The organism is Peribacillus sp. FSL K6-1552 (assembly GCF_038005205.1).
Taxonomy (GTDB): domain Bacteria; phylum Bacillota; class Bacilli; order Bacillales; family DSM-1321; genus Peribacillus; species Peribacillus butanolivorans.
In genome coordinates this window covers 143,449-169,346 of the sequence record NZ_JBBOST010000001.1, presented here as the reverse complement: position 1 = coordinate 169,346, position 25,898 = coordinate 143,449, and the positions used below count along the sequence as shown (strand labels likewise).

25 protein-coding genes and 1 pseudogene are annotated in these 25,898 nt (G+C 38.4%); all 26 read right to left on the bottom strand.

What is annotated here, in order from left to right:
* The 26 genes and pseudogenes from NST21_RS00905 to rplF all read right to left on the bottom strand — a co-directional run bounded on the left by NST21_RS00905 (nt 1) and on the right by rplF (nt 25,882).
* Nucleotides 1-1,818 (bottom strand): sensor histidine kinase, encoded by a 1,818-nt coding sequence (locus NST21_RS00905; protein WP_340887308.1) that lies wholly within the window; start codon nt 1,816-1,818, stop codon nt 1-3.
* 154 nt (nt 1,819-1,972) lie between these two features.
* Nucleotides 1,973-5,107, bottom strand: a complete 3,135-nt coding sequence (locus NST21_RS00900; protein WP_340887306.1) for an alpha-mannosidase — start codon at nt 5,105-5,107, stop codon at nt 1,973-1,975.
* A gap of 20 nt (nt 5,108-5,127) precedes the next feature.
* The gene (locus NST21_RS00895; RefSeq protein WP_056521893.1) at nt 5,128-5,772 is read right to left on the bottom strand and encodes a YesL family protein; all 645 of its coding nucleotides are present in this window, start codon (nt 5,770-5,772) and stop codon (nt 5,128-5,130) included.
* 66 nt (nt 5,773-5,838) lie between these two features.
* A complete protein-coding gene (locus NST21_RS00890; RefSeq protein WP_340887303.1) occupies nt 5,839-8,496 on the bottom strand; it encodes an endo-beta-N-acetylglucosaminidase in 2,658 nt (885 codons plus the stop codon).
* Nucleotides 8,497-8,570: 74 nt separating this feature from the next.
* Nucleotides 8,571-9,899: a glycoside hydrolase family 125 protein gene (locus tag NST21_RS00885; protein ID WP_340887301.1), complete on the bottom strand. Its 1,329-nt coding sequence runs from the start codon at nt 9,897-9,899 to the stop codon at nt 8,571-8,573.
* Between the two features lie 5 nt (nt 9,900-9,904).
* A complete protein-coding gene (locus NST21_RS00880) occupies nt 9,905-12,622 on the bottom strand; it encodes an alpha-mannosidase (protein WP_340887300.1) in 2,718 nt (905 codons plus the stop codon).
* A gap of 1,092 nt (nt 12,623-13,714) precedes the next feature.
* Nucleotides 13,715-14,107, bottom strand: coding sequence for a 30S ribosomal protein S9 (gene rpsI, locus NST21_RS00875; RefSeq protein WP_053349043.1), 393 nt, complete (start codon nt 14,105-14,107; stop codon nt 13,715-13,717).
* Between the two features lie 20 nt (nt 14,108-14,127).
* Nucleotides 14,128-14,565, bottom strand: a complete 438-nt coding sequence (rplM, locus tag NST21_RS00870; RefSeq protein WP_034304960.1) for a 50S ribosomal protein L13 — start codon at nt 14,563-14,565, stop codon at nt 14,128-14,130.
* A gap of 267 nt (nt 14,566-14,832) precedes the next feature.
* A complete protein-coding gene (gene truA, locus NST21_RS00865) occupies nt 14,833-15,573 on the bottom strand; it encodes a tRNA pseudouridine(38-40) synthase TruA (RefSeq protein WP_340887299.1) in 741 nt (246 codons plus the stop codon).
* 16 nt (nt 15,574-15,589) lie between these two features.
* On the bottom strand, nt 15,590-16,387 hold the full coding sequence (locus NST21_RS00860; RefSeq protein WP_056521844.1) for an energy-coupling factor transporter transmembrane component T family protein: 798 nt from the start codon (nt 16,385-16,387) through the stop codon (nt 15,590-15,592).
* Entirely contained in the window at nt 16,387-17,253 is an 867-nt protein-coding gene (locus tag NST21_RS00855) for an energy-coupling factor ABC transporter ATP-binding protein (RefSeq protein WP_056521841.1), read from the bottom strand. The genes NST21_RS00860 and NST21_RS00855 overlap by 1 nt, the downstream gene beginning before the upstream one ends.
* On the bottom strand, nt 17,229-18,068 hold the full coding sequence (locus NST21_RS00850; RefSeq protein WP_056521838.1) for an energy-coupling factor ABC transporter ATP-binding protein: 840 nt from the start codon (nt 18,066-18,068) through the stop codon (nt 17,229-17,231). The genes NST21_RS00855 and NST21_RS00850 overlap by 25 nt, the downstream gene beginning before the upstream one ends.
* Nucleotides 18,069-18,444: 376 nt before the next feature.
* Nucleotides 18,445-18,807: a 50S ribosomal protein L17 gene (gene rplQ, locus NST21_RS00845; protein ID WP_056521835.1), complete on the bottom strand. Its 363-nt coding sequence runs from the start codon at nt 18,805-18,807 to the stop codon at nt 18,445-18,447.
* A gap of 82 nt (nt 18,808-18,889) precedes the next feature.
* The gene (locus NST21_RS00840) at nt 18,890-19,834 is read right to left on the bottom strand and encodes a DNA-directed RNA polymerase subunit alpha (RefSeq protein WP_053349049.1); all 945 of its coding nucleotides are present in this window, start codon (nt 19,832-19,834) and stop codon (nt 18,890-18,892) included.
* Nucleotides 19,835-20,010: 176 nt separating this feature from the next.
* The gene (gene rpsK, locus NST21_RS00835) at nt 20,011-20,400 is read right to left on the bottom strand and encodes a 30S ribosomal protein S11 (RefSeq protein WP_028390438.1); all 390 of its coding nucleotides are present in this window, start codon (nt 20,398-20,400) and stop codon (nt 20,011-20,013) included.
* A 22-nt stretch (nt 20,401-20,422) separates the two neighbouring features.
* Complete coding sequence (rpsM, locus tag NST21_RS00830; RefSeq protein ID WP_340887297.1) at nt 20,423-20,788, bottom strand: 30S ribosomal protein S13; 366 nt, start codon at nt 20,786-20,788, stop codon at nt 20,423-20,425.
* A 22-nt stretch (nt 20,789-20,810) separates the two neighbouring features.
* Complete coding sequence (gene rpmJ / locus NST21_RS00825) at nt 20,811-20,924, bottom strand: 50S ribosomal protein L36 (RefSeq protein WP_003156543.1); 114 nt, start codon at nt 20,922-20,924, stop codon at nt 20,811-20,813.
* A 40-nt stretch (nt 20,925-20,964) separates the two neighbouring features.
* Complete coding sequence (gene infA, locus NST21_RS00820; protein ID WP_028390440.1) at nt 20,965-21,183, bottom strand: translation initiation factor IF-1; 219 nt, start codon at nt 21,181-21,183, stop codon at nt 20,965-20,967.
* A 177-nt stretch (nt 21,184-21,360) separates the two neighbouring features.
* Nucleotides 21,361-21,578: pseudogene (locus NST21_RS00815) on the bottom strand (M24 family metallopeptidase); the annotation flags it as partial.
* 169 nt (nt 21,579-21,747) lie between these two features.
* Nucleotides 21,748-22,401, bottom strand: a complete 654-nt coding sequence (locus NST21_RS00810; protein ID WP_201188204.1) for an adenylate kinase — start codon at nt 22,399-22,401, stop codon at nt 21,748-21,750.
* A gap of 58 nt (nt 22,402-22,459) precedes the next feature.
* Nucleotides 22,460-23,755, bottom strand: a complete 1,296-nt coding sequence (gene secY, locus NST21_RS00805) for a preprotein translocase subunit SecY (RefSeq protein WP_053349052.1) — start codon at nt 23,753-23,755, stop codon at nt 22,460-22,462.
* The gene (gene rplO / locus NST21_RS00800) at nt 23,755-24,195 is read right to left on the bottom strand and encodes a 50S ribosomal protein L15 (protein ID WP_053349053.1); all 441 of its coding nucleotides are present in this window, start codon (nt 24,193-24,195) and stop codon (nt 23,755-23,757) included. The genes secY and rplO overlap by 1 nt, the downstream gene beginning before the upstream one ends.
* 32 nt (nt 24,196-24,227) lie before the next feature.
* A complete protein-coding gene (gene rpmD / locus NST21_RS00795; RefSeq protein WP_053349054.1) occupies nt 24,228-24,410 on the bottom strand; it encodes a 50S ribosomal protein L30 in 183 nt (60 codons plus the stop codon).
* Nucleotides 24,411-24,426: 16 nt separating this feature from the next.
* On the bottom strand, nt 24,427-24,927 hold the full coding sequence (rpsE, locus tag NST21_RS00790) for a 30S ribosomal protein S5 (protein ID WP_034304987.1): 501 nt from the start codon (nt 24,925-24,927) through the stop codon (nt 24,427-24,429).
* Between the two features lie 23 nt (nt 24,928-24,950).
* Nucleotides 24,951-25,313, bottom strand: a complete 363-nt coding sequence (gene rplR / locus NST21_RS00785) for a 50S ribosomal protein L18 (protein ID WP_053349055.1) — start codon at nt 25,311-25,313, stop codon at nt 24,951-24,953.
* Nucleotides 25,314-25,345: 32 nt separating this feature from the next.
* Nucleotides 25,346-25,882, bottom strand: coding sequence for a 50S ribosomal protein L6 (gene rplF, locus NST21_RS00780; RefSeq protein ID WP_340887295.1), 537 nt, complete (start codon nt 25,880-25,882; stop codon nt 25,346-25,348).
* Between the last annotated feature and the right edge of the window lie 16 nt (nt 25,883-25,898).

Below are 25,898 nucleotides of genomic sequence, written 5' to 3'. Positions count from 1 at the left end.
TTATATCTGTTCCCTCCTAGCTGCTGGAATTCTAACTTCTACAATAGTTTCTTCTCCTTCATTACTACTAATCTGAATTCCATAATTTTGTCCGTATTTTAATTGTATTCTTTGATGAACATTACTCAGCCCGATTGAGCCCTCAGAGGTGGTAGTTCCTTCTAATAATTTAGTTTGAATAGCCAATAGTTTATCTATTGGAATACCTCTCCCATTGTCTTTTATTATTATTTCTATTTCCCGATGAATTCTTTGAACTTTTATTAGTAATTCATTATTATTTGTTTCTTTTCGGAAGCCATGAATCAAATAATTTTCAATAAGGGGTTGAAGGGTAAATTTGAGAATTTTTTCGTCTAAACAATTTTCTGGAATCTCGTACGTTACGTGTAAGCGGTTAGAATATCTAATCTGATTTAGACCTATATACTCCTTAACATGTTGGATTTCATCAGAAATTTGAACGATTTCTTTACTACTTAAAGAATAACGAAATAATTGTCCTAAACTATAAATCATATTACTAGTTGGTTTAGATCCGTCAGCTATAGCTTTCATGCGAATAGCTTCCAATGTATTATATAGAAAATGCGGCTGAATTTGTGACTGAAGCGCTTTCATTTCAGCCTCTCTTTGGCGGATATTTAAAACATATACATCTTTAATATACATGTTTAGATCATCTAACATATCATTGAAACTTTCTGATATGGCTGTTAACTCGTCTTTTTCTCTACTATCAGGTATTCTAATTTGCAAGTTTCCATCTCGAACTTCGTGAATGGCAGTTTCTATTTTATTAATTCTTCTAGAATAAGATCTCATCGCAAAATAGGTTACAGCAATTGCTATACAGGAAAGTAAAACTGTAGATAATAACATATACCTATGAACAATCGTTATTTTCTTAATATCATCCTCAGGCATGAAACCTACATATAAGTAGCCCATGTGGTCATCGGCCAATGTATTAATATAGTAGTTTTTTCCCTTCCACTTTATTTTCTTAAAGCTCGTTTCAAATGATATATCTTTCAATGGTACTGGAATGGTACCATCGTCTGACGAGTAAAGATAATCCCCATTACGTTGAAAAATATGGACTGTTCCTTTAAATTGGGATTTCCTCAAACGAATCAAATCTTGAATTCCCGCTGTATCATAAAAAACCGTCAGATCCCCTAATTTCTTAAGGGTCGCAGGATCATTAATGGAACGAGATATTTGAATATTGTTGAAGATACTCCTTTCTTGCTCCCACTCAACTTGCTTAAGTTGCAAGTCTTGAGGATGAACAGCTATACCTTCCTGATTCCCTTTCTTTTGCTCTCTCTTATCCATATATTTATTCCATCTATAGTGGCTATTTATATATTCATACTCTGTACCGGGGCTTGCACTTTTTAAACGCACTGCATTGATATCAGGGTCTTGACTAAAATACGCTTGGAAAAATGTATTAAGGTTGTTCGGAATAAATGAAGAGTTTTCACTGTACTTATCTAGTCGATACGCAAGATATGAATCATAATCATGCTGCAATGCAAATGCAATATCATTATAAATCAGATCTGTTTTTAAATATAATTCTTGCATAACATATTGTACATGCTCATCTTTTTGCTGGAGATAAGATTCAACCCTTTCTAGTGTTTCTGTACTTGCGTCCATTTCTTTCTGAATAATAACTTCTGTATAATAGCGTGATAATACAAGTAGTAATAGAAACATTGTAAGAAGGATTGTTACGGAATAAGTGATTAAAATTTTGCTAAACACCTTATTCGTTAGCCGCCTTATTATATTACTCAAGAACATCCTTTATATCCTCCCATGATGACTTACTAACTCAAGAACATCCCTTATATCCTTCCCTGCAGATTTACTAACTCAACTACTATTTTACTGTATTTCCTGTCGGAAAGTGAAGTTGATTCACTGCCCGACAGTGGGATAAATAGTTTATAATGTATTATCTTATTTCATCATGAAAATAGACTAATATTGTTTTAATTTCATACGGTTTTATTTCTAAGTCGATTTGTTCGGTTTGTTTCTTGCTATCAACTTGTTCCATCAAGTTTGTTTCATACCATTTTTTAACGTTTCTTGGGAATTCAATCAAGACATTTCCGCGTCGCCCTTCATACTCATGAAGGCGAATAATTACTGCGTCATCACCCTCTTTTTTCTTTATCGCATCGACCTTAACATGATCGTTATTCAGATTCATAAACGAGCTTTCTTCTGGTGAAAATCCACCTTTTACTACTTTCAATCGATTATTTAAAAACCAAGCTTGCTTTACTGTTTGCCCAACTCTCCAATCTCCCTGATGAGGTAGCAGTGAATACGTAAATTCGTGTTCTCCTTGATCTGCGGTTGGATCAGGGTAGATTGCTGCTTTTAGCAAGGATAAGCGAATCGTTTGGTCTTTAATGTCATACCCGTATTTGCAATCATTTAACAAACTCACTCCGTACCCTGTTTCAGAAAGGTCTGCCCACTGATGTCCAACTGTTTCAAATCGTGCCATATCCCAGCTCGTATTCCAATGTGTCGGTCTCTTAACATTACCAAATTGAATATCATAAGTTGCTTCGGTAGAACGAATATCAACTGGGAATGCTACCTTCATTAACTTACGTTGCTCATGCCAATCCACTTTTGTTTTAAAATCAATACGTCTATTTTGAGCATAGAAAATCATATCTTGTTCAACCAAAGAACTTTGATACTTCCATTTCGTCCGGATGACAATACGAAGCGGACCATTTTCAACAACTTCACTTGATACTACATTACGGATTTCCTCCATTTTTTCTTGGTAATACAAATCAATATCCCACGCATCGTGTGCTAATGGTTTATCTTCAAAAATTTGAATGATGTTTCCTTTTTCCTGTTGTGCTAGTACTTCACGCCTAGCTTCCTTATCAAATATACGAGTCAGTTGAAGGGAGTCATTCCATTCAACTTGATAAAAAGGTGTTTCTAACAACATTCCCTTAATAAGAAATGGTGTTTTATTTTCTACCATAGGATCTTGTTTGAATTGAATTTCTACTGCACCAAATTGTTTGGTCTCCTCTAATTCAACTAACCAACCATTTTCAGTTCGTTGGCTATTTAGAATTTCACCTGAACCTGATGTCCATCCTCCAACCACATCATTCGTTTGATCGTATGGGATGAATACACTTTGTTGATCTTGCCAACTAGTTGCATTGAAGACTGTATACGTTCCATGCTTAGGTTCAATAAACTCATTGAAATTATTCTGATCAATTTCGAGTTGTATATCTTCTGCTTGTTTATATTCCACTTTTGCATCTTCATATACTTCCTTAATGGATGAACCAGGAATAATATCATGGAATTGATTTCGTAAAATAATCTTCCAACCTTCATCAAGCTGTTGCTTAGGATATTTCGCCCATGAAGACATTAGAGAGTTCCACACAGACAACCATTCCGACTCCCTATAACTCAACTCGAGTTTACGATTCATTCGTTTTGTATATGCTTGACTTGTATAGGTCCCCCTGTGGTATTCAAGGTACAATTCACCGTCCCAAGTGTGGACATACTCATTTGAATTCTCAATATTTTCGTGTAACTTTTGGAAGTACTCTCCAGCTTTTGTCGTTTTTACTTTTGGCAGTCCTGGCATATTCTCAAATCTGCGACGAAGCTCTATCATCTCTCGATTGACTCCTCCACCCCCATCACCATACCCATAGGAAAGAAGTAAATCTTGGTTAACATCTTTATTCCGGTATGAATTCCATGTACCGTTTACAGTCTTTGCGGTAATCAGCCCATTATATGTATAAAACCATGAATCTTCCGAATTCCAAGGTTCAGGAGTGGTTACAAAATGAGTTAGGATTTCTGTCCCATCAATTCCACGCCATTTAAAAGTATCATTTGGCATACGATTGTACTGATTCCAACTTATTTTGGTGGTCATAAATGTATCGATTCCTGACTTTTTCAAAATTTGTGGAAGTGCCCAGCAATACCCAAATACATCTGGCAGCCATAGATACTTGCAATCTACCTCAAATTCCCTTTTAAAGAATTCCTTCCCGTACAAAATTTGTCTCACTAGTGATTCCCCGCTTGGAATATTACAATCTGCTTCTAACCACATTGCACCCTCAGTTTCCCAACGACCTTCTTTTACACGCTTTTTAATATTTTCATAGATTTCTGGGTAGTCTTCTTTAATATATTCATATAACTGTGGCTGTGTTTGGAGAAAATAATATTCAGGATATTGTTCCATTAATCTTAAAACAGTAGAAAAAGATCGAGCAGCCTTTTCACGTGTATGTTTTAAACGCCATAGCCATGCAACATCAATATGCGTATGACCAACACAATGAATGGTCACAGGATGATGTTTTTCGATTTCGTTAAGACTTTTATTTAATTCCACACTAGCAATCTCACAACTACTAAAAAATGCTTCATTACCTGGTTTACTCCAATTTATTTTCATAAAAGCTTGATTCAACGCTTTTATAATTGCATGTTTTTCTGGTCGGTCATCACCAAGTTCTTTAATTGTTTGCCACGCTGCTAGGGATGTATAATATAAATCATCTACAGCCTCGTCTAACCAAGCCAATTGGGCCATCTCAAGTGTATGAATTTGCTCCTTTGGCTCTCCACCACCTTCAAGTCCAGACCAAAGTCTGAAATCTAATTGAACAGTGTTTCCTATTTCGGTTGGTGGAAAAAATACTTCCTGATGGTTAGAATCAACACCTTGGTATGGATTTCCATTTAAGAATAATAATGATTCAAATCCAGAATTATTTCCTCCGCCTGTACGTCCAAAGTCAAATAAACCAACTACTTTTCTATTTGCCCATTCCGTCGGAAGTTGAACATCTGCATGTAGCCAGAGATACCGGTCTCGCCCCGTCCATTGGTCTCTTAGCTGTAAAGTCGATTCACCCTTTTCTATAGGAGGATATGTGCCTACTACACCCTCATCCTCAATCGTACTAAACTGACCAATCTCAATTCCATCACGATAGCGGTACTGCGCCAATTCTTGTATTCTTGCTTCTAGCTTTCTTTCTACTAAAAACATATAAATCCCCCATTTTTATATTAATTTATACTTTCCTCGATCTTCATATGTTCATTTACTTGTGATTGCTGTTGTTCTAGAGTTTTAAACCTTTTTATACAAACATTCATAATCCAATATGCAGGTAGTACACCTGAAATAAATGGTATAAGTCCCGGCATATTCGTGATTAAATAGCCAATAAAAAACAAACCAATACAAATCATTAATGTAGAAAAAGGACTAATAAGTGAAATAATAAATGATTGTTTTATGTAATCCTTTAGTGAGTAATGATAATGTACATACAGAGGGAAAAAGTGAACAATAGCATTCAAATATAAAAGAATGATAAAGCTAATAAAGACATAAAGAATAACGGAAAACGTTCCTTCCATGCTTTCAGCAATTCTTAAATCGACATATAAAAAAAAGCCAATTACTGCATAAATCAGCCCAATACAATTTGAACGGACAAACTCTTTTTTAAAGGTTTCTTTAAATGTTTTCAATAAGGAAACATCCAGGTCCTTCATCTTCCACTTTCGTGTAACAGCAAATAAAGCAACAGTCGCCGGCATAATCCCAAAAACACCTAATCCAGCCACAATAAATACAAACCAAAGAATATTCGTCCATACTAACCTAACGATCCATTCACTTACTTCTTGTAACATTCTCCCCATGTTTTTCATCCCCTACCAATATGATAATCGGAAAGGGGGAAAACCCCTTTCCGATTATCATATTATTTAATATCCATATGCTTCGACTTCAAATATTCTAATTGCTTGATCTCCACCTTGTGTTGGTTGTTGGACAGAAAAGCGAATATATCGAGCTTCTGTCGTTGTAATGGCATGTTCTGAGATAGCATCTGTATTATTTGTGACAGTTACTGCTTTCGTCCAATTTTCACCGTCAAGACTTACCTCGATCGTGAATGCCCTCGTATTAAAGGCTGCTGGCTCTCCACCTGCTTCAGCATGTTTGACAACAAACTTTGATAGATGAAACGCCTCACCGAAATCGACTTCTAACCAATGATTTGCACCAATTGCACACCATTTACTATTATTCGTCATGATTCCATCAATCGCGTACTTTGGTCCTTCAGAAGGGGCGCATTGTCCACTAGCAGTTGCTGTTTTGTTCAGTGCAACGTTAGTAATGTTTTTTGCATCCTTTGAAATTGTAATAAAGCCTTCTTTTGTAAGGATATCCTCTCCTTCGCTATTTTTAGCAATTAGAGTAACTGAGTACACTCCTTCTTCTTCATACCTTACAACTGGATTATTCTCAGTACTTACTAAAGGTGTACCACCTTCAATCTGCCATTCAACTTCTTCTGTCGCTTCAGATGAATTGTTGAAAAATTGGATTTCTTCACCTGGTGCTGCGACTGTTTGACTTACGCTAAGGTCTGCCTTTGGTTGTGGGTATGCAGGCCATTTAAACATTACCTTCGCAGCTTTACCTCGAACAAAATCAGTAGTTACAGCTACGATTTCTAGGGTAGTTGCTGTTTCCTTACCACTTCTTCGTAAATTCGAAATGTAGTATGCATCGTTTGGAACTGCTCCGATAAATTCTTTTTTACCTTTAGGAAGGTCGCGATAAATTTCATAATGCTGAATATCACCTTCGACTGACTCCCATGATAAATCTAAATCAGCATATAGTCCCTTCGAGAAAGTTGGATTTTTCACCTTAGCTTTCGTTGGTATAGCTGGGACCTCTTTATCGTTATGTTTATTTGTAACTTTAATTTCTCCGATGTTGATTTGATAATCTTTTATTGCTTCATCACTCTCGAAGAATAGAGAAATAGTTGCAATTTTTTTTCCTTTATATTTGTTTAATTTAAATGTTTCTTCTATCCATTGATCTCGACTCTTTTTCTTCACATCAAAAAACACAAAATCATCAGGTTGATCCACAAAGCTTACACCAAGCTTCATGTTAGGCTTTTTCACATCAGTTTTGTAAGTTACAGAGATCTCAGTATCCTTTTCAACTGGTAGATTCGTTTTATAAAGCTTCACATGTGTCGCATTTTTTTTCGTTAGGTTACCAGAAACCTTCAAAGAGCTACCACCGTAAAATGCTGTATCCCAATCGAAATCTACATTTAGAGGCTCCCCTTTGCTATCCTTTAACCAGCGCCATGTTGGTAAAATATCCTGTAAACTACGGTTATTCCATTCTTCTATACTTTGTGTAGAACCACCTACTGCAAAGAATTTCCCACTACCTGTATTAAAATGTGTTACAAACGGAAGCTCTTGAATTACCGTTTTTGCAGTAAAATAGTGAGCCATCCCTTTCCAGTTTCCATTTTCACCAGTCTTGCGAGGATCCCCAGCTTTTCCAGTCCAGAATTCTTGTTCTTTCTGATAGAATGCTTCCATTGTTTCAGATGTTTTAAAAGCCCAGTCTGGACGGTAAATCCCTAACGAAGTCAAAGGTTTTTGTCCTTCTGGGAAAATGCCATTCCAAGGAATGTTTGTCTTAGTTCCATTTGCTTCTACATCAATGCCAGTATATAGGTCATATGGACTTCTACCAATTTCCAATGCCTTATCATGAGAAGATTGTTGATTCGTCCACCAGAAATTTAAAAACATACTATCGGAAATTCTGTCATTACCATCTTGTAAGAACATTTTATTACGATCTGTTAAGTGATTTTGCCAGTTAATTGATCCGTTTTCTACCATTGAGTCATACCACATAATGTGCATGTCTTCTTGCTTATTGTCTTGTAGATATTTTAAAAACTTTTTCGTTTTTTGTGCAGTTTCATTATTTCCACCTGCTGTTTCTTGGTTGATAAACCAGCCGTCAAATCCGTAATATTTAGCAACCTCTAAAAGTTTGTCAGCAGCAGGAAATGACCCATCCTCACGCTGTGTAAGCATTTGGCCTACCCATTTCGCTTGTCCTCCGTACGTTATTGGAGGAAAGAAAATAGTACCTAAGATGGGAACGCCATTTTTATGAGAAGCATCAATCACATCAGCGCTTGGAGGAGTAATAATTCCTTCTCCAGCAGAACCCGCCCAATACACCATTAAATCAACGTACTGCCAGTAGCTAAATGTATTTGCAAAAAATTTATTTCCACCTTGAGATGGAACCCCGCTTGTGTTGGGATTTAATGCCGATAATGCAACCAATTTAGCTTCTGACTGAGATGTTTCATTCACATTGAAAACAACTTCTCTATCAGCTAATGGAACAGTACTTTTGTTATATACAGCATCAGAATCATTTTCTGGACTCCACTTTAATAATGTTTCAGGATACCAATAAGATGATTCCGGCTGTTTTGCAAAACCCGTAATCGGAAGTACACAAACTAAAAGCAAACCTAAGAACGCAGTGACAAGACCATATCTTATTTTCAACAAATTCCCACCCCTGTTAGTAAGATTATTTTATCCATCCTCTGTAACAACCAAGATGCGGTACTGTGTCTTAACTAGATATTGTTTTCTTGTAGCTTTTTATAAAGCGGACTACCTTTAACTGCAAAACCACATAAACTTAATACAAATTCACTAAACATCGAATTCGCCCATGAGAACCACTCTCTCGTAAATTCTTCTGGTTGGTCTGCATTAAAGCCCTCATGCATAAATCCAGTTCCGCCATCCGATTGCTTCATCTCTTCCATAATTCTCTTTTTATCAGAAGCATCTGTAGATGTCATCCCCTCAATTGCTAATGCAATATGCCATATATAATGATCGGGTGTATGAGGACTCCCAATTCCATTGGCCACTTTTCCTTCATAAAAGTAAGGATTATCTCTACTTAATAAAAATCGTCGAGTATTCTGATAGGTTTTATCATCAAATTGGCACCAGCCCAGATAAGGAGCTGCTAGTAAACTAGGGATGTTCGCATCATCCATAAGATGATATCTTCCCATTCCATCCGTTTCATAGACATATAAATCTCCATAAATCGGATGTTCTAACACTGCATATTCTTCTATTCCTGCTTTTATCTCAGAAGCTAGTTGCTCACATTGCTTTGCAAGACTTTCATCCTTTAAAACTTCTCTACAAATCTCTGATGCATAACCTAGTACTACTACCGCAAACATATTTGCAGGTACTAAATAACCATATAAACAAGCATCATCACTTGGTCTAAATCCACTCCAAGTCATTCCTGTTCTTACAGTTTTAGATCCTTTCCCATCCCTGTTCAGAGTATCTGATTGTCTTACATCCATTCTTTCAAAGCTATATGGTGATTCATCCTCATGATTTTGTTCCACTTTCCAGACATGCAAAATCTTGTTCAATGCTTTTACAAATGTGTCATCAAAGTAGGCCGTTCTTCCAGTTGATTTCCACAAAAGATAAGAAAGCTGAATTGGATAGCAAAGTGAGTCAATTTCATATTTACGTTCCCATGTCATTGGGGACATATCAGTTTTATCATCTTGATGTCCTTTTCCATTAGCGGTTTCATTGAATGCATTTGCATATGGGTCATGAACGATATAGTTCATTTGACGACGAACAACACCTTCAATTAATTTCGCCATTTCTTCGTCCTTTTCAGCAGCAAGTAAATATGGACGTACTTGGGCAGCTGAATCTCTTAACCACATAGCTGGAATATCACCAGTAATGACAAATGTTGTTCCATCTTCTTGTGGCTTTAGTGTTGTTTCATACGTATTAACAAAACATTGTTCAAACATTTCCTGAAGCTTTTTATCTTCAGGAAAATTCTTCTTCACCTTTTCGATTAAATAAGATAGTGATTGTGGGATTGTTTTCTCAGTGTTCATTACCTTCACTCCTTCACTTGCCAACCAAGGCTAATAATTTCAAACGGTTTTACTTTTTCTTGAATTTGCGTATTTTCAAACGGCTCTTTCACATTCTCAACGATAGTACTCTTATAGCTATTTGTACCTTGCATTGGTTGAGCAATTACCATTGTTTCTTTTTCAGATGTGTTAAACCATCGAGCAATTACATCATCTCTTTCCTCCGCTAACTTGATAGAAGAGATTGCTAATGATTTACCTTCCCAAGTAAAAAATGTCTTTTCGGTTGGAAGTAACCCTTCATGTACATCTGTTTGTACAGCAATCACAGGCACTTGGAAGTCATACGCCTCTTTGAATACTTCTGACTCAACCACTGTACCTTTGTGAGGGATAACCATCCATTCCGCTTGGTACGTTCCAATACATTGAGCCTCTGGTGTTGAAAATAGGCCCCAATCCCCTAACTCAGAAGTTGAACGGAGAATCGTAACGGCTATTGTTTGTTGTTCCTCAAGGATTTCATACTCATGTAATCCTTTATTCGCAATTGTCATCCCATGCTTTCCATCTGTTACACTTACAAAAGCCTGTTGGTGATGATCGAAACTAGGATTGTCCCACTCTCTTTCAGGTATATTAGGACGTTTTGCCACTTCAAAAATACTGTCTGCATAGTGTTCATTCGTACTTAGATTAGTTGGAAAAAGAACACGTAGACGATGATCCTTTGCTTGGTTTTCAATTGTAACCTTAACAGAAGGCCCCTTCGCTTTTTGATCTAACTGAATATGAGTAGTTAAACGAATTGTTACATTTTCAGAAGATCGACCTGATAGCCGGTCTTTATGCCAAACTAGTAGTTCCTTTTCTCGTTGAAACTGTTCATCAGCCTCTTTTGGAATCTCCCACTCATGAACAAGTTCTATAACGGAACGTAATGAATGGTCTTCAACTACTCTTATCTCCGCTTTCAAATCTTTCGTTGTAAGTGGAACTTCACCATTTGGCTTCCTAAACATATATTCGTTACCAATGTCCCCGCTATTTTCATAGATTCCTAGATTTTCGAATACTTTCCCAGTCTGTTTGTCAGTCAATGTATACGAACCATTTTCATGAACAAACAAATGAACAAATTCATTTTCCAATTCACGAGCACATTGATTAATCGATGGCTGTTCATTCAACTTCGTTTCCTTGGCCGGTTTGATATAAAATGTTTTATATCCATAGCCCGGAAGAGATTGAGCTAGGAATGTTAATTTGATAATTCTTGCATAATAGGGACGTCGGAAACCATCTCCTGGTAACTCATATCCAAAACGGGTACCAAGGTCCTTTGTTTTACAAACATGTACCTTACCACTTTTATCAACCAAATTAATATCAGGTAAATCCTTCGAACCAAGGAAATCTGGAATCTCTGAAAAAGGCATATCTGAAAAGTAGACTTTTTCTAGCTCAACTTCCTTTTCGATAACCACATCTCGTGTATTTCCTGATGTGTTAAAAACAACAACTGGAATCATATCCACATCAACAACACTTTGTTTCGTTGAAATATGAGATACAACTTCATTGGCCTTCTCCTCGATAATAGTTGATGCAGTCTGCTGAACCTTCTCGAAACGAGTTACCATTTCTCGATGTACTTCATCTACACTACAACCGCAAATACTGTCATGTGGATGGTTTTCCATCAAAGTTTTCCATGCATATCGTAAATAATCACGTGGATATTCATGACCAAGAAAATATGAAAAAACGGATAGTGGTTCAGCCACTTTTTCCAAAAGTGTTTGACACTTTTGATTCATCTGCTTTAAATAGATGCGGGCAGAGGCTGTATTTACAAGAGTTGACCACCCATCTGTACGTTGATTCCGCAGTTCACCGGTAATCGTCTGGAGTTGTTCTGGTAATGATTCCTGAAGTACATCCATATAATCATCAAAATTAGAGTGTACAAACGTGATATCTGGAAAAAGTTCTTCAGCCACCTTGATTGCTTCTCCTATATCCACTTGAATTGGCTGATGATCACAACCATTCATGAAAAGAAGATTTGGTGTTGAAGAATATTTCTTAGCATCGGCTAGTTTTGTTTCCCAATACTTTTTCGCACTCTCCCTATCTACTGGTACTTCATTGCCGTTTGAATACCAATTCGCAAACAAAACACCAAGCACCGCCGAGCCATCTGGCGACTTCCACTTAAGTTCTGAATATGGCGATTCAAATGTTTTCGCATCGCTCACCATATTATTAAATCCGGTTGGTTTCACACCTCTCCCAAACGCAGCAGTTTTAATATTAGCTTGCTGAAGCAATTGAGGTGCTTGACCGTAAATGCCAAATGTATCTGGGAAGTACCCTACCTTTGACACAACACCGTATTCCTTTGCAGCTTGTAACCCATACAACATATTTCTGACATTCGCTTCCGAGCTTGTTAAAAATGCGTCCTGTAACACATACCAAGGACCAATATGAAGCTTTTTTTCTTGTACTAGCTTCTTAATCAATTCTTTTTTATCAGGACGAATTTGGAAATAATCTTCTAAAATAATCATTTGTCCATCCAAGTGAAAGCTCTGAAAATCTTCCCCCTTTTCAAACAAATCGATAAGTGTATCCATCAACTTCACTAAGTGGTACCGATGCTTTTCAAAAGGCATATACCATTCCCGATCCCAGTGGGAGTGAGAAATAATATGCGCAGTAGTCTTAAATTCCATTTTGTTTCCCTCCTATATCTCAATCCTTCGACAGGATAGTAGCCGCAGCACCCTTTATTCCCGTCAATGTACCATGACGCTTTTTCTAACTTCAGTAATTAGCTATCTTGGTGTAAAAGGTAATTGGTTATTTTCTACTAGCCATTAATAAAATGTTGGCTGTTCGATGATAGCACCACCACCTAATACGAACAGCTAAGGATTTAATACTTGAACTGCTAGGATCGGCATTAGGAAAGCGCTATCAATATTTTGTACTATAGGATAACCATGCCACGATTTAGATTGTGTGGATTTAGTACCTTCACTTGTTTTGAATCTAGCTGACTCGGAGCACCTATACCGATTCCTGTAATGGTTGGGAATTGTTGCATTGAATTCTTTTACACACGATACACTCAAGTTGGTAGCGTTTAACCTGGTATTTTACTTAGGTCGGAAATTCATGTGCTGTTAGGACGTCTCCATCCTCTTGTACAAAGTCAATCGCTATATTCGTTCCTCCAATATCATGCCTATAGCAGTTTTCATGTACAATCGCCTTCTTCTACTTTTCTTCACATTAACGATATGTTTCAGCAAATCAATAGTCAATCACCACAGAGAAATTGATAAGCTTTTTCCATATAATCTAAAATTTATCCATATTTTATGAAAGTGTAAATTTTTTTTAGTTTAAGACCTTGTTCAAATAGAAAGACAAAAAGAGCCGAGTAGGTCAATGCACCGAAATTTAGAGTAGTGGGGGAGATATCCTTATAAAGGCAAAATTTCAATGCTTGGCTAGCTTATATGATAAGTATCTGTAATTTTTGAGAAGCATGAGGAACTTCAGCCCATTACTATACATGCTTCCCTTTTATTTGAAGCTGGTGTAGGTATAAAAGAGGCTCAAGAGCGGTTAGGTCATCTGGATATTCAAATTACAATGAACGCCTATAAACACCTTACAGACTCCTTAATAGAGCAGGCAGGAGAGCCCCAAAGGTACATTGAGCTATGATAGTGATGAAATATGTGTGGGCAAAAAATTTTATACAAAAAAAAGACCCCCAACCAAAATGGTTGAGAGCCTTTGAAACGGTAATAGAATTAACGTTTTGAGAACTGAGGTGCACGACGTGCGCCTTTAAGACCGTATTTTTTACGTTCTTTCATACGTGGGTCACGAGTTAGTAAACCAGCAGATTTAAGAGCTGGACGGAATTCTGGATCAACTTGAAGCAATGCACGAGCGATACCGTGACGGATTGCTCCAGCTTGACCAGTGTATCCACCACCGCTAACGTTTACAAGAACGTCGTAATTTCCAGTAGTTTCTGTTGCAACTAGTGGTTGGTTAACAACTTCACGTAATGCTGCGAAAGGAATATATTCATTAATGTCACGACCGTTAATAACGATGCGACCTTCGCCTGGTACTAAACGTACACGAGCTACTGAGCTCTTACGGCGACCAGTACCATAATATTGAACTTGTGCCAAGATAGTAACCTCCTTAGTAATTATCCGCGTAATTCGTATACTTCTGGTTGTTGAGCAGCGTGTGGGTGCTCAGCTCCAGCGTATACGTGTAATTTTTTATAGATTTGACGACCAAGAGAATTCTTTGGAAGCATACCTTTGATAGCAAGTTCAAGCATTCTCTCAGGGTAGTTTGTACGCATTTCAAGAGCAGTTCTAGTTTTAAGACCGCCTGGATGCATAGTGTGACGGTAATAAATTTTGTCAGTCAATTTTTTACCAGTCAAATGGATTTTTTCAACATTGATCAAAATTACATGATCACCAGTGTCAATGTTTGGTGTAAAAGTTGGTTTATGTTTACCACGTAAGATGGATGCTACTTCAGTAGAAAGGCGACCCAAAGTTTTGCCTTCAGCGTCAATCACATACCATTTACGTTCTACTTCATTAGCTTTCGCCATAAATGTCGTACGCATGGTTAACCTCCTAAAAAACTTTTTAATTTTTTATATTTATTTTCAATCACAATAAACTTCCGGGGCTTATCGTGGGATTAAAATACATACCATATTATATTAACTTCTCCCAGTTTCATTGTCAAGGGAATGTTACACTAGGATAAGTTGTCTATAAAACACTTTCTAGAACTTAGCGAAAAGATCAGTATCGCCTCAACCCTCTTTACTATTGATCTTAACCATTTTGTCACTTGTAAAAAAACTGGTATCACACTTAAAATATTTTTATTTGTAAAATACTTTCCATAAATACAGTCCATGACCTGGTGCTGTTTTCCCAGCAAAACTGCGGTCTTTCTTGTCCAATATCCCAATTAGATCTCGAGGTGCTATTTTGCCGCTCCCGACTTCTAGAAGCGTCCCAACTAAGATACGCACCATATTATACAGAAAGCCTTCTCCAACAAAGCGAAAAACCATAAATCCATCAGTCTCATTAAAATCCATTTCTTGAATAGTTCGGACTTTATCGACCACTTCTGTTTTTGCCGAACAAAAACTTGTAAAGTCATGGGTCCCTATTAAATAGGAAATTGCTTCCCTCATTGCCTTCTCATCTAATGAATAAGGATAATGATAGGCGTAATTGCGTTGAAACGGATCCTGCAGTTTTGAACGGGCAATAATATATCGGTACTCCTTGCCAGTCGTATGGAACCTTGCATGAAAATCTGCAGACACAATATCGACTTCCAAAACGACGATATCGCTTGGAAGAAGGGCGCTGAACGCCTTTACCCAATTTTCAGTAGGAAATGTAAGGGGTGATTCAAAATGAATGACCTGACCCTTTGCATGAACCCCTGAATCTGTCCGGCCTGAAGCTGTCACTTTTACAATTTCACCCTTATGCATTTTGGCTAGGACTTCCTCAAATTCACTTTGTATCGTTCGTTTCTCAGGTTGCACCTGATAACCAGCGAAATCTGTGCCATCATAAGCAATCACACATTTATATTTTGGCATATAGTACTCTTCCTTATTATGAACGTAATAAAAATAACATGACCGCAAGAGCACCTAGAGAGACCATCAACAGGCTGTCACTAGTCTTCCAACTTAATTGACGGTATTTTGTACGGCCTTCCCCACCACGGTATCCTCTGGATTCCATGGCTGTTGCCAATTCTTCTGCCCGTTTGAACGAGCTCACAAATAATGGGACAAGCAGCGGTACTATCGATTTAACCCTATCCTTTATTGGACCTGATGAAAAGTCAACTCCCCTTGCTGTTTGTGCCTTCATGATTTTTTCGGTTTCTTCCATTAGCGTTGGAATGAAGCGAAGGGCAATGGACATCATCAATGCTAGTTCATGAACCGGCATCTTCCATTTTTTTAAGGGCCCCAACAACTCTTCCATTCCATCAGTAATGGATATCGGGGTTGTCGTCAACGTTAATAGAGACGTAACCAGAATTAGTAAGGTAAACCTTAAGGATATAAATAACCCTTGAATCAAGCCACCTTCGTAAATTTCAAACCAGCCATATTTAAAAAGGACTTCTCCTTCTTTCGTAAACAAGATATGCAGTAAGAATGTAAAGACGATTAAGAAAAAGATAGGTTTTAATCCATTATAAAGATAGCGAAGCGGAATCTTAGAAAGACTAATCAACATTACAGTAAATACAGCAAGCAAAGAGTATGAAACGACATTATTCGCCAAAAAAACGACACAGACAAACAGGAATACCAACAGTAGCTTAGCCCTCGGGTCCATTTTATGCATCACAGAGTCAGAAGGGACATAACGCCCGATAATCATTTTATCCAGCATTAGCGGTTCCCCCGTTTCATCGCTTTATCGATTTCTATCGCTAAATCCCCGATATTAAGACAAGGGTGATCAAAACGAACACCTAGTTCCTTCTGAAGCTTGAGCTGAAAACGGACCGTATCAGGTACATCCAGACCAAGCTCTAGCAACTGCTCAGGCTGGGAAAAAATCTCCTGAGGAGTTCCTTTCTTGAACACCGTACCCTGGTGCATGATAACGATGTCATCCGCATACTTAGCTGCATCCTCCATGCTATGAGTCACCAGAATCGTTGAAATGCCGCGAACTTTATGCAAATCATAAAACATATCCATAATCTCTTTCCGTCCTCGTGGATCAAGTCCGGCTGTAGGCTCATCTAGTACCAATACTTCCGGTTCCATAGCCAGTACACCTGCTATGGCTACCCGTCGCATTTGACCACCGGATAAGTCGAATGGAGATTTTACCAGGATATCCTCACTTAGTCCAACTTGTACAATGGCTTTCCTTGCTAATTTCTTAGCTTCTACTTCAGAAACCCCAAAATTCATTGGCCCGAAACATATATCCTTTTCAACGGTTTCATCAAATAGCTGGTGTTCCGGAAACTGAAAAACAATACCGACCTTTTGTCTAATCGGCCGTAATAACTTTTCTTTTTTTCCGGCTTCTATCGTCCGGTCTCCAATGAAGACTCGCCCTTTAGTCGGTTTTAAAAGAGCATTTAAATGCTGCAGTAACGTTGATTTCCCGGAGCCTGTATGGCCTATTATTGCAGTATAGGTTCCCGATTCCATTGAAATATTAACATCATGAAGGGCTAGATGTTCAAAGGGAGTATTGACCTGATAGCGGTATTCTACATCATCGAGTGTAATTCGCATAAATCCTTCACCAACTCTTCCTCTGTCAAATGCCCATTCACAACACGAACACCATTTTTTTGCAACTCTTTAGTTAGTTTTACCGAAAAGGGAATATCTAGACCAAGAGCTATTAATTCTTCCTCTAATTCAAAAATATCTTGAGGAGGCCCTTCGCGATATAACTGACCTTGATTCATGACTATCATACGATCAGCTTTCGCAGCTTCCTCAAGATCATGGGTAATCGATATAACTGTAATCTCATTTTCCTGTTTTAATTCTCTCACAGTTTCAAGCACTTCTTCACGGCCTCTTGGGTCAAGCATAGAGGTTGCTTCATCTAAGATGATGATATCTGGCTGTAAGGCAATGACACCTGCTATGGCCACTCGTTGCTTTTGACCGCCGGATAGATGGTGCGGCTCTTGATTAAGAAAGGCATTCATTTTAACCTTATTCAGCGCACCATGAACACGCTCCACCATAACCTGCTGAGAAACACCGGCGTTTTCTAAACCAAAAGCCACATCATCCTGAACTGTAGTGCCTACAAATTGATTATCTGGATTTTGAAAAACCATGCCAATTTTCTGGCGTACATCCCAAACGGTTTCTTCCGTTAATATTTGATCATTAATCATAATCGTACCTGAGTGGGCGAACTGAAGACCATTCAATAACTTCGCTAATGTCGACTTGCCGGAACCATTATGGCCAACGATCGCAAGCCACTCCCCTTGATAAATATCAAAAGAAACATCATCTAAGGCGTTTCGAGACTGACCCTCATATCTAAAAATAATATTCTCTAAAGAAACCAGCTTCTTCCCCATGTGGCCCTCCTCATCCTCGACTGCACTCATCTTATCTTAACTCTGCTGAATTAACATAAATAAACAATGAAATATCAGTATTTATTCTTCTGAAAATATAAAAAAACGCTGCACCCCTTCCACCGAAAGAATTTTCGGTAAATTAAGAGCAGCTTACAGCGGGCCTGTTACGAAAAACAGGTTATCTTATAATCGCTTATAAAAAGCGGGAAGGGATGCTTGAGCTAGACGTGAAGGCTCCCTGTAGAACAGGTTCCGCCAGCCATCGTAACACTCAATGCGAATTTCTAAAAAAACAGAATTTCTATAAAAAAAAGAAAAAGGGCAAAGAACAAGTGAGTATATTCATTTGTCCCGCCCTTTTTCATCGTTGTTATTAAACTAATTCAATAACCACGACTGGTGCACCGTCACCGCGGCGTGGACCAACTTTCATGATACGAGTGTATCCGCCTTGACGTTCTTCATAACGTGGAGCAACGTCACTGAATAGCTTTTGAAGGGCATCTGTACCATTCTCAGCGTCAGCGATTTCGTTACGGATGAATGCTGCAGCTTGACGGCGTGCATGCAAGTCACCACGTTTACCAAGAGTGATCATTTTATCTACTACAGAACGTAATTCTTTTGCACGTGCTTCAGTAGTTTCAATGCGCTCATGGATAATAAGATCCGTAGCTAAATCACGAAGTAATGCTTTACGTTGTGCGCTAGTGCGTCCTAACTTTCTGTAACCCATTAGAGATTCCCTCCTTTGTTGAAGTTCTATATTGTGTGTCTATTACAAGGCTCACAACATAATGGATGATTCCGCCATGTTATCAGTCGTCTTTACGAAGACCTAAGCCTAATTCTTCTAGTTTCGCTTTCACTTCTTCAAGTGATTTACGGCCTAGATTACGAACTTTCATCATATCTTCTTCCGTTTTGTGAGCAAGCTCTTGAACGGTATTGATTCCAGCACGTTTCAAGCAGTTATAAGAACGAACAGAAAGGTCTAATTCTTCGATCGTCATCTCAAGAACTTTTTCTTTTTGATCTTCTTCTTTTTCAACCATGATTTCAGCATTTTGAGCTTCGTCAGTTAACCCAACAAAGATATTTAAATGCTCTGTTAAAATCTTAGCTCCAAGTGCTACCGCTTCTTGCGGACCCGTACTGCCATCAGTCCAAACATCGAACGTTAACTTGTCAAAGTTAGACAACTGTCCAACACGTGTATTTTCAACTTGGAAAGATACTCGTGAAACTGGAGTGTAAAGAGCATCGATTGGAATTACACCAATTGGCTGATCTTCTCTCTTGTTTTGAACAGCAGGAGTGTAGCCGCGGCCGCGACGTGCAGATAAACGCATACGCATATGACCGTTTTTACCGATTGTAGCAATATATAAATCCGGATTAAGAATTTCTACATCACTATCATGAGTGATATCAGCAGCCGTAATGACTCCGTCACCTTGAACGTCAATTTCTAGCGTCTTCTCTTCATCAGAGTAAATCTTTAGAGCTAGTTTTTTCACATTAAGAATGATAGATGTAACATCCTCTACGACGCCTTCAATTGTTGAGAACTCATGTAGCACTCCATCAATTTGTATAGCTGTGACAGCAGCACCTGGGAGTGAGGATAAAAGGATACGACGTAAGGAGTTACCCAATGTAGTACCATACCCACGCTCTAGTGGCTCTACGACGAATTTACCGAATTTGGTATCGTCGTTGATTTCAACCGTTTCGATTTTTGGTTTTTCTATTTCGATCATCAATAAACCCTCCTTCAAAACGTCAAAACCCCGGTAAGTAAACATGTCACTTAAACCGAAATTCCCCATGTATACGTTCCCGCTGTGCGCAACAACTGAAAATTAATCTTCTGTAAGAACGCAAACTTAGTATTATATCCCATTATTGACAGGAATACAAAATCTATACAGAAAAATTAAACACGGCGACGTTTTGGTGGACGGCATCCGTTATGTGGAACTGGAGTTACATCTTTAATTGCAGTTACTTCTAGGCCAGCAGCTTGAAGTGCACGAATAGCAGCCTCACGTCCAGCACCAGGTCCTTTAACTGTAACTTCAAGAGTTTTCATACCATGTTCAATTGATGTTTTAGCAGCTGTTTCAGCAGCCATTTGTGCAGCGAATGGCGTAGATTTACGAGATCCACGGAATCCTAAAGCTCCAGCACTTGACCAAGAAATAGCATTACCATGAGAGTCAGTGATCGTAACGATTGTGTTATTGAATGTTGAACGAATATGTGCAATACCAGTTTCTATATTCTTTTTCACACGACGTTTACGTGTATTAGTTTTACGTGCCATGAAAAGTAACCTCCTTTACTAATTATTTTTTCTTGTTAGCTACAGTACGACGAGGTCCTTTACGCGTACGAGCATTGTTTTTTGTATTTTGTCCACGAACAGGAAGTCCACGACGGTGACGTAAACCACGGTAAGAACCGATTTCCATTAGACGTTTAATGTTAAGGGAAATTTCACGACGAAGGTCGCCTTCTACTTTTAACTTGTCAATGATATCACGAATTTTGTTCAATTCGTCTTCCGTTAAGTCACGAACGCGAGTTTCTTCAGAAATACCAGCTTCTGCAAGAACTTTAATCGCTGTTTGTTTTCCAATACCATATATATATGTTAATGAGATAACAATACGTTTGTCACGGGGAATATCTACTCCAGCAATACGTGCCATGCTTGAGTGCACCTCCTTCTATTTAGCCTTGTTTTTGTTTATGTTTAGGGTTTTCGCAAATAACCATAACTTTACCTTTTCTGCGGATAACTTTACACTTTTCGCAGATTGGTTTGACTGATGGTCTGACTTTCATTGCTATCTAACCTCCTTATACAGATCGGAGCGTAACCGGATTATTTAAACCGGTATGTGATTCTGCCGCGAGTTAGATCATACGGGGAAAGCTCAACCGTAACTTTATCTCCAGGCAAAATGCGAATAAAGTGCATACGAATTTTACCGGATACATGAGCTAAAACAGTATGACCATTTTCTAATTCTACCTTAAACATTGCATTTGGCAAAGTCTCTTGTACTGTGCCTTCTACTTCAATTACATCATCTTTCGCCATTAAAGTGATTCTCCCTTCTCTATGCGTGAACCTATTAAAGGTACACATCTTTCCGTCAACATTACTCCAGTCCAATTATCCTCAAAAGTCATACAATTCTGCATCAAGTATTCACCATTTTGTAGAACCAGGCTTTAACTGAGGACCTTTATCAGTTGGACCGAAATGAGGAATTTATGGGTCCTCATGTAAGTCTTGACCGATTCCGTGACCGACATACTCTCAAAATAGAGAAGCAATTAGTCTCGACATAGGTTTGAATAGCATGGGAGATGTTTGAAAGGCGCACGCCTGACATAGCTTCTTTCAACCCTCTATATCATGACTCTTTAGGAATCCTAATAGAGTCACTGCATTTCTTCATCAATTTTGCCGACCGGATATGTCCATGAAGATTACTTATAAAGTAATCGCCCAATTCAGGGAATACCAAGTACAAGAACCTGATTAATAAATGTGAGAATGCTCTAGCGAAATCCATTATACCCTTTGTATTAAAGGAATGCACCAAGTTTAACTAGTAAGTTGTAAAAATGGTATGAATTTCATAAATCAATACGATGATTAATTTTGCAAAGCACCAAGTAACACATCAATGTTTTCAAATACCTTATTAATATCTTGCTGTCCGTTAATGTTTACCAAGTATCCTTTTTCTCCGTAGAAATCAAGAAGTGGCTTAGTTTGTTTCAAATTCACATCTAAGCGATTTTGAACCGTTTCTTCATTATCGTCAGCACGTTGATATAATTCTCCGCCACAGCGGTCGCATACATCATCTTTAGCAGGAGGATTGAATACAAGATGATATGTCGCACCACATGATTTGCAAATACGACGTCCTGTCAATCTTTCCATTAAGATGCTTTTATCCACATCGATATTAATGACAAAATTTATTTTGCGATCTAAATCAGTAAGGATGCTTTCAAGTGCTTCTGCTTGTGCCACAGTACGTGGGAATCCATCAAGCAAAAATCCTTTTAGGCAGTCCTCCTTGCTTAAACGCTCACGTACAATGCCGATGGTAACTTCATCAGGTACCAATTCGCCTTTGTCCATGAATGATTTTGCCTTTAGACCTAATTCTGTTCCATCTTTGATAGCTGTTCGGAACATATCTCCAGTAGAAATATGAGGGATATTATATTTTTCTACGATTTGTTCGGCTTGAGTGCCCTTACCAGCACCCGGCAGACCCATTAACACTAGATTCAATTTTCTTCCCCCTCAAACTCTATAATGGGTAAAGGGAACATGTTGTTCCCAAAACTCATTACTTTATAAAGCCTTTATAGTGTCTTTTCACAAGTTGTGACTCTAGCTGTTTCATCGTATCAAGGGCTACCCCTACAACGATTAGTAAACTAGTTCCACCAATCTGTGCAGATTGAGGAAGATCAGCAAGCTTTATGAAAAATACCGGTAAAACGGCGATGACTGCTAAGAATATAGAACCAACAAACGTTAGACGGTATAAAACACGTGTTAAATATTCTTGTGTACTCTTACCTGGACGAATCCCTGGCACATAGCCACCTTGCTTTTTCAAATTCTCAGCCATTTGTTCAGGATTAACCTGAATGAATGCATAAAAATACGCAAAAGCAATGATAAGAGCAACATATATGATCATACCAATTGGATTGGTATAAACAAGATGTTCTGTAATCCAACTAGTAACACTGTTCTTTCCAAAAAAAGAAGCGATTGTAGTTGGGGTGATAAGAAATGCCATTGCAAAGATTACCGGAATAACCCCCGCAGCATTTACTTTCAATGGTAAATGTGTAGACTGGCCACCCATTTGTGTACGACCTACCGCAGCACGCTTGGCATACTGAATAGGAATTTTACGCAATGCCTGCTGAATAAAAATAACAGCAACCACGATTGCTAATACTGCTAAAACAATAAGGACAATAGTTATTATTCGTAAAAATAATTGATCTCCAGCATTTTCGAACTGTTGTGCGTAGATCTGGTTTGCCGTATTTGGCAAACTAGCCACGATACCAGCAAAGATTATGATAGAAATCCCATTACCTACACCTTTAGCAGTGATCAGCTCTCCTAACCACAAAAGAAAAGCTGTTCCTGCCGTTAAGACAGTCGCAATAAGCAAGTATGTTGCAATTCCAGGATTTTCAATCAACTGGCCACCTGACATATTATTGAACCCATAAGACATACCAAAAGCTTGGATAAATCCGAGTATAATAGTGAAGTACCGCGTGAATTGAGCTAATTTACGGCGCCCTGCTTCTCCTTGTTTAGACCATTCAGTGAACTTTGGTACAACATCCATCTGTAATAGTTGAACGATAATAGATGCCGTGATATACGGCATAATACCCATCGCTAAAATAGAGAAGTTTTGAAGTGCTCCGCCGCCAAAGGTATTTAAAAGACCTATGACGCTTAGCTGGTCCTGTGCAGCGAGAAAATCGGCATTCACATGCGGCACAGGAATAAATGTACCGATGCGATAGACGATTAACATTAGAAGGGTAAAAATAATCTTATTCCTTATTTCACCCACGCGCATAAAATTGGAGATCGTGCGAAACATTAGATCACCTCTGTATTACCGCCAGCAGCTTCGATAGCTTCTTTAGCAGTAGAAGAGAATTTGTGAGCTTTAACAGTAAGCTTTTTCTCAATGCTTCCTTTTGCAAGAATTTTGATTCCTGCTTTTTCTTTACTTACAATACCAGTCTCAAGTAATAGAGCTGGTGTTACTTCAGTACCGTCTTCGAAAAGATTTAACGTATCAAGATTCACGATAGCATAGTCTTTACGGTTAATGTTGGTAAATCCACGTTTAGGTAAACGTCTGAATAGAGGAGTTTGTCCCCCTTCAAATCCAAGGCGTACACCGCCGCCGGAACGAGCGTTTTGTCCTTTGTGACCTTTACCTGCTGTTTTACCGTTACCAGATCCAATACCGCGACCTTTACGTTTACGTTCTTTACGAGAACCTTCTGCAGCTTTTAACTCATGAAGTTTCATGTTGGCACCTCCTTGTTAAGTTAAAAATTATTTTATTGTTCTTTTACAGTAACAAGATGAGCAACTTTGGTAATCATACCGCGAATCGCAGGGTTATCATCATGAACAACCGTTTGATGCATTTTACGTAAACCCAAAGTGTTAACTGTAACACGTTGATCTTCAGGACGACCAATCAAGCTGCGAGTGAGGGTAATTTCTAATTTATTAGCCATAATTTGATTTCCCTCCTTATCCTAACAGTTCTTGTACTGATTTTCCACGTAACTTAGCTACGTCTTCAGCACGTTTCAATTGCTTCAATCCTTCGATTGTTGCGCGAACCATATTAATAGGTGTGTTAGTACCTAATGATTTAGACAAGATATCGCTAACTCCGCCTAATTCAAGTACCGCACGAACAGGACCACCAGCAATTACTCCTGTACCTTCAGAAGCTGGTTTCAATAGAATGTGACCTGCGCCATAGCGTCCGTTCACAAGGTGAGGAATTGTAGTTCCAACCATTGGTACAGTAATTAGATTTTTCTTAGCGTCCTCAATAGCTTTACGGATTGCATCCGGAACTTCTTGAGCTTTACCAGTACCAAATCCAACATGACCGTTTTTATCACCTACAACTACTAGTGCAGTGAAACGGAAACGACGTCCGCCTTTAACAACTTTAGCTACACGATTTACTGTAACTACGCGTTCTTCAAGTTCTAATTTATTAGGATCAATGCTACGCATCTGTTTATGTCCCTCCTTATCCATTAAAATTCTAAGCCGTTTTCACGAGCAGCGTCAGCCAATGCTTTAACACGACCATGGAAGAGGTAACCACCGCGGTCAAATACCACAGCTTTGAAACCTTTTTCAACAGCACGTTTCGCAATAAGTTCGCCAACTTTTTGAGCTGCTTCAGCATTGCTACTAGCTTCGATACCGATCTCTTTATCAAGAGTTGAAGCACTTGCTAATGTTACGCCTTTTGCATCGTCAATTAATTGTGCGTAAATGTGTTTGTTTGAACGAAACACATTTAAACGAGGACGAGCTTCTGTTCCAGAAAGCTTTGCACGCACACGTGCATGTCTTTTCTGACGAGTAGCATTTTTATCAAGCTTCGTAATCATTTACGTCACTCCTTTCGTTTACTTATGCGGCATTACTTACCAGTTTTACCTTCTTTACGACGAACGAATTCGCCTTCGTAACGAATACCTTTACCTTTATACGGTTCAGGTGGGCGAACATCACGGATATTAGCTGCAAGAGCTCCTACACGTTCTTTGCTAGCACCTTTAATAATTACTTTTGTATTAGAAGGAACTTCGACTTCAACACCAGCTTCTGGTTCTATTTCTACAGGGTGAGAATATCCTACGTTAAGGATAAGCTTAGTACCTTGCTTTTGCGCACGGTACCCAACCCCAATAAGTTCAAGTGATTTTACAAATCCTTTTGATACACCTTCAACCATGTTAGAGATAAGTGCGCGAGTAGTACCGTGTAAAGAACGGTGAGCCTTCTCGTCAGACGGGCGTGTAACAGTTACCACGTTCTCTTCAACAACGATTGTAAGATCAGGACTAAATGATCTAGATAATTCACCTTTAGGTCCTTTTACAGTTACTTCACTTCCGTTAACAGTAACTGTTACACCTGCAGGGATTTCAATAGGTTTTTTACCTATACGAGACATATTGTGCACCTCCATT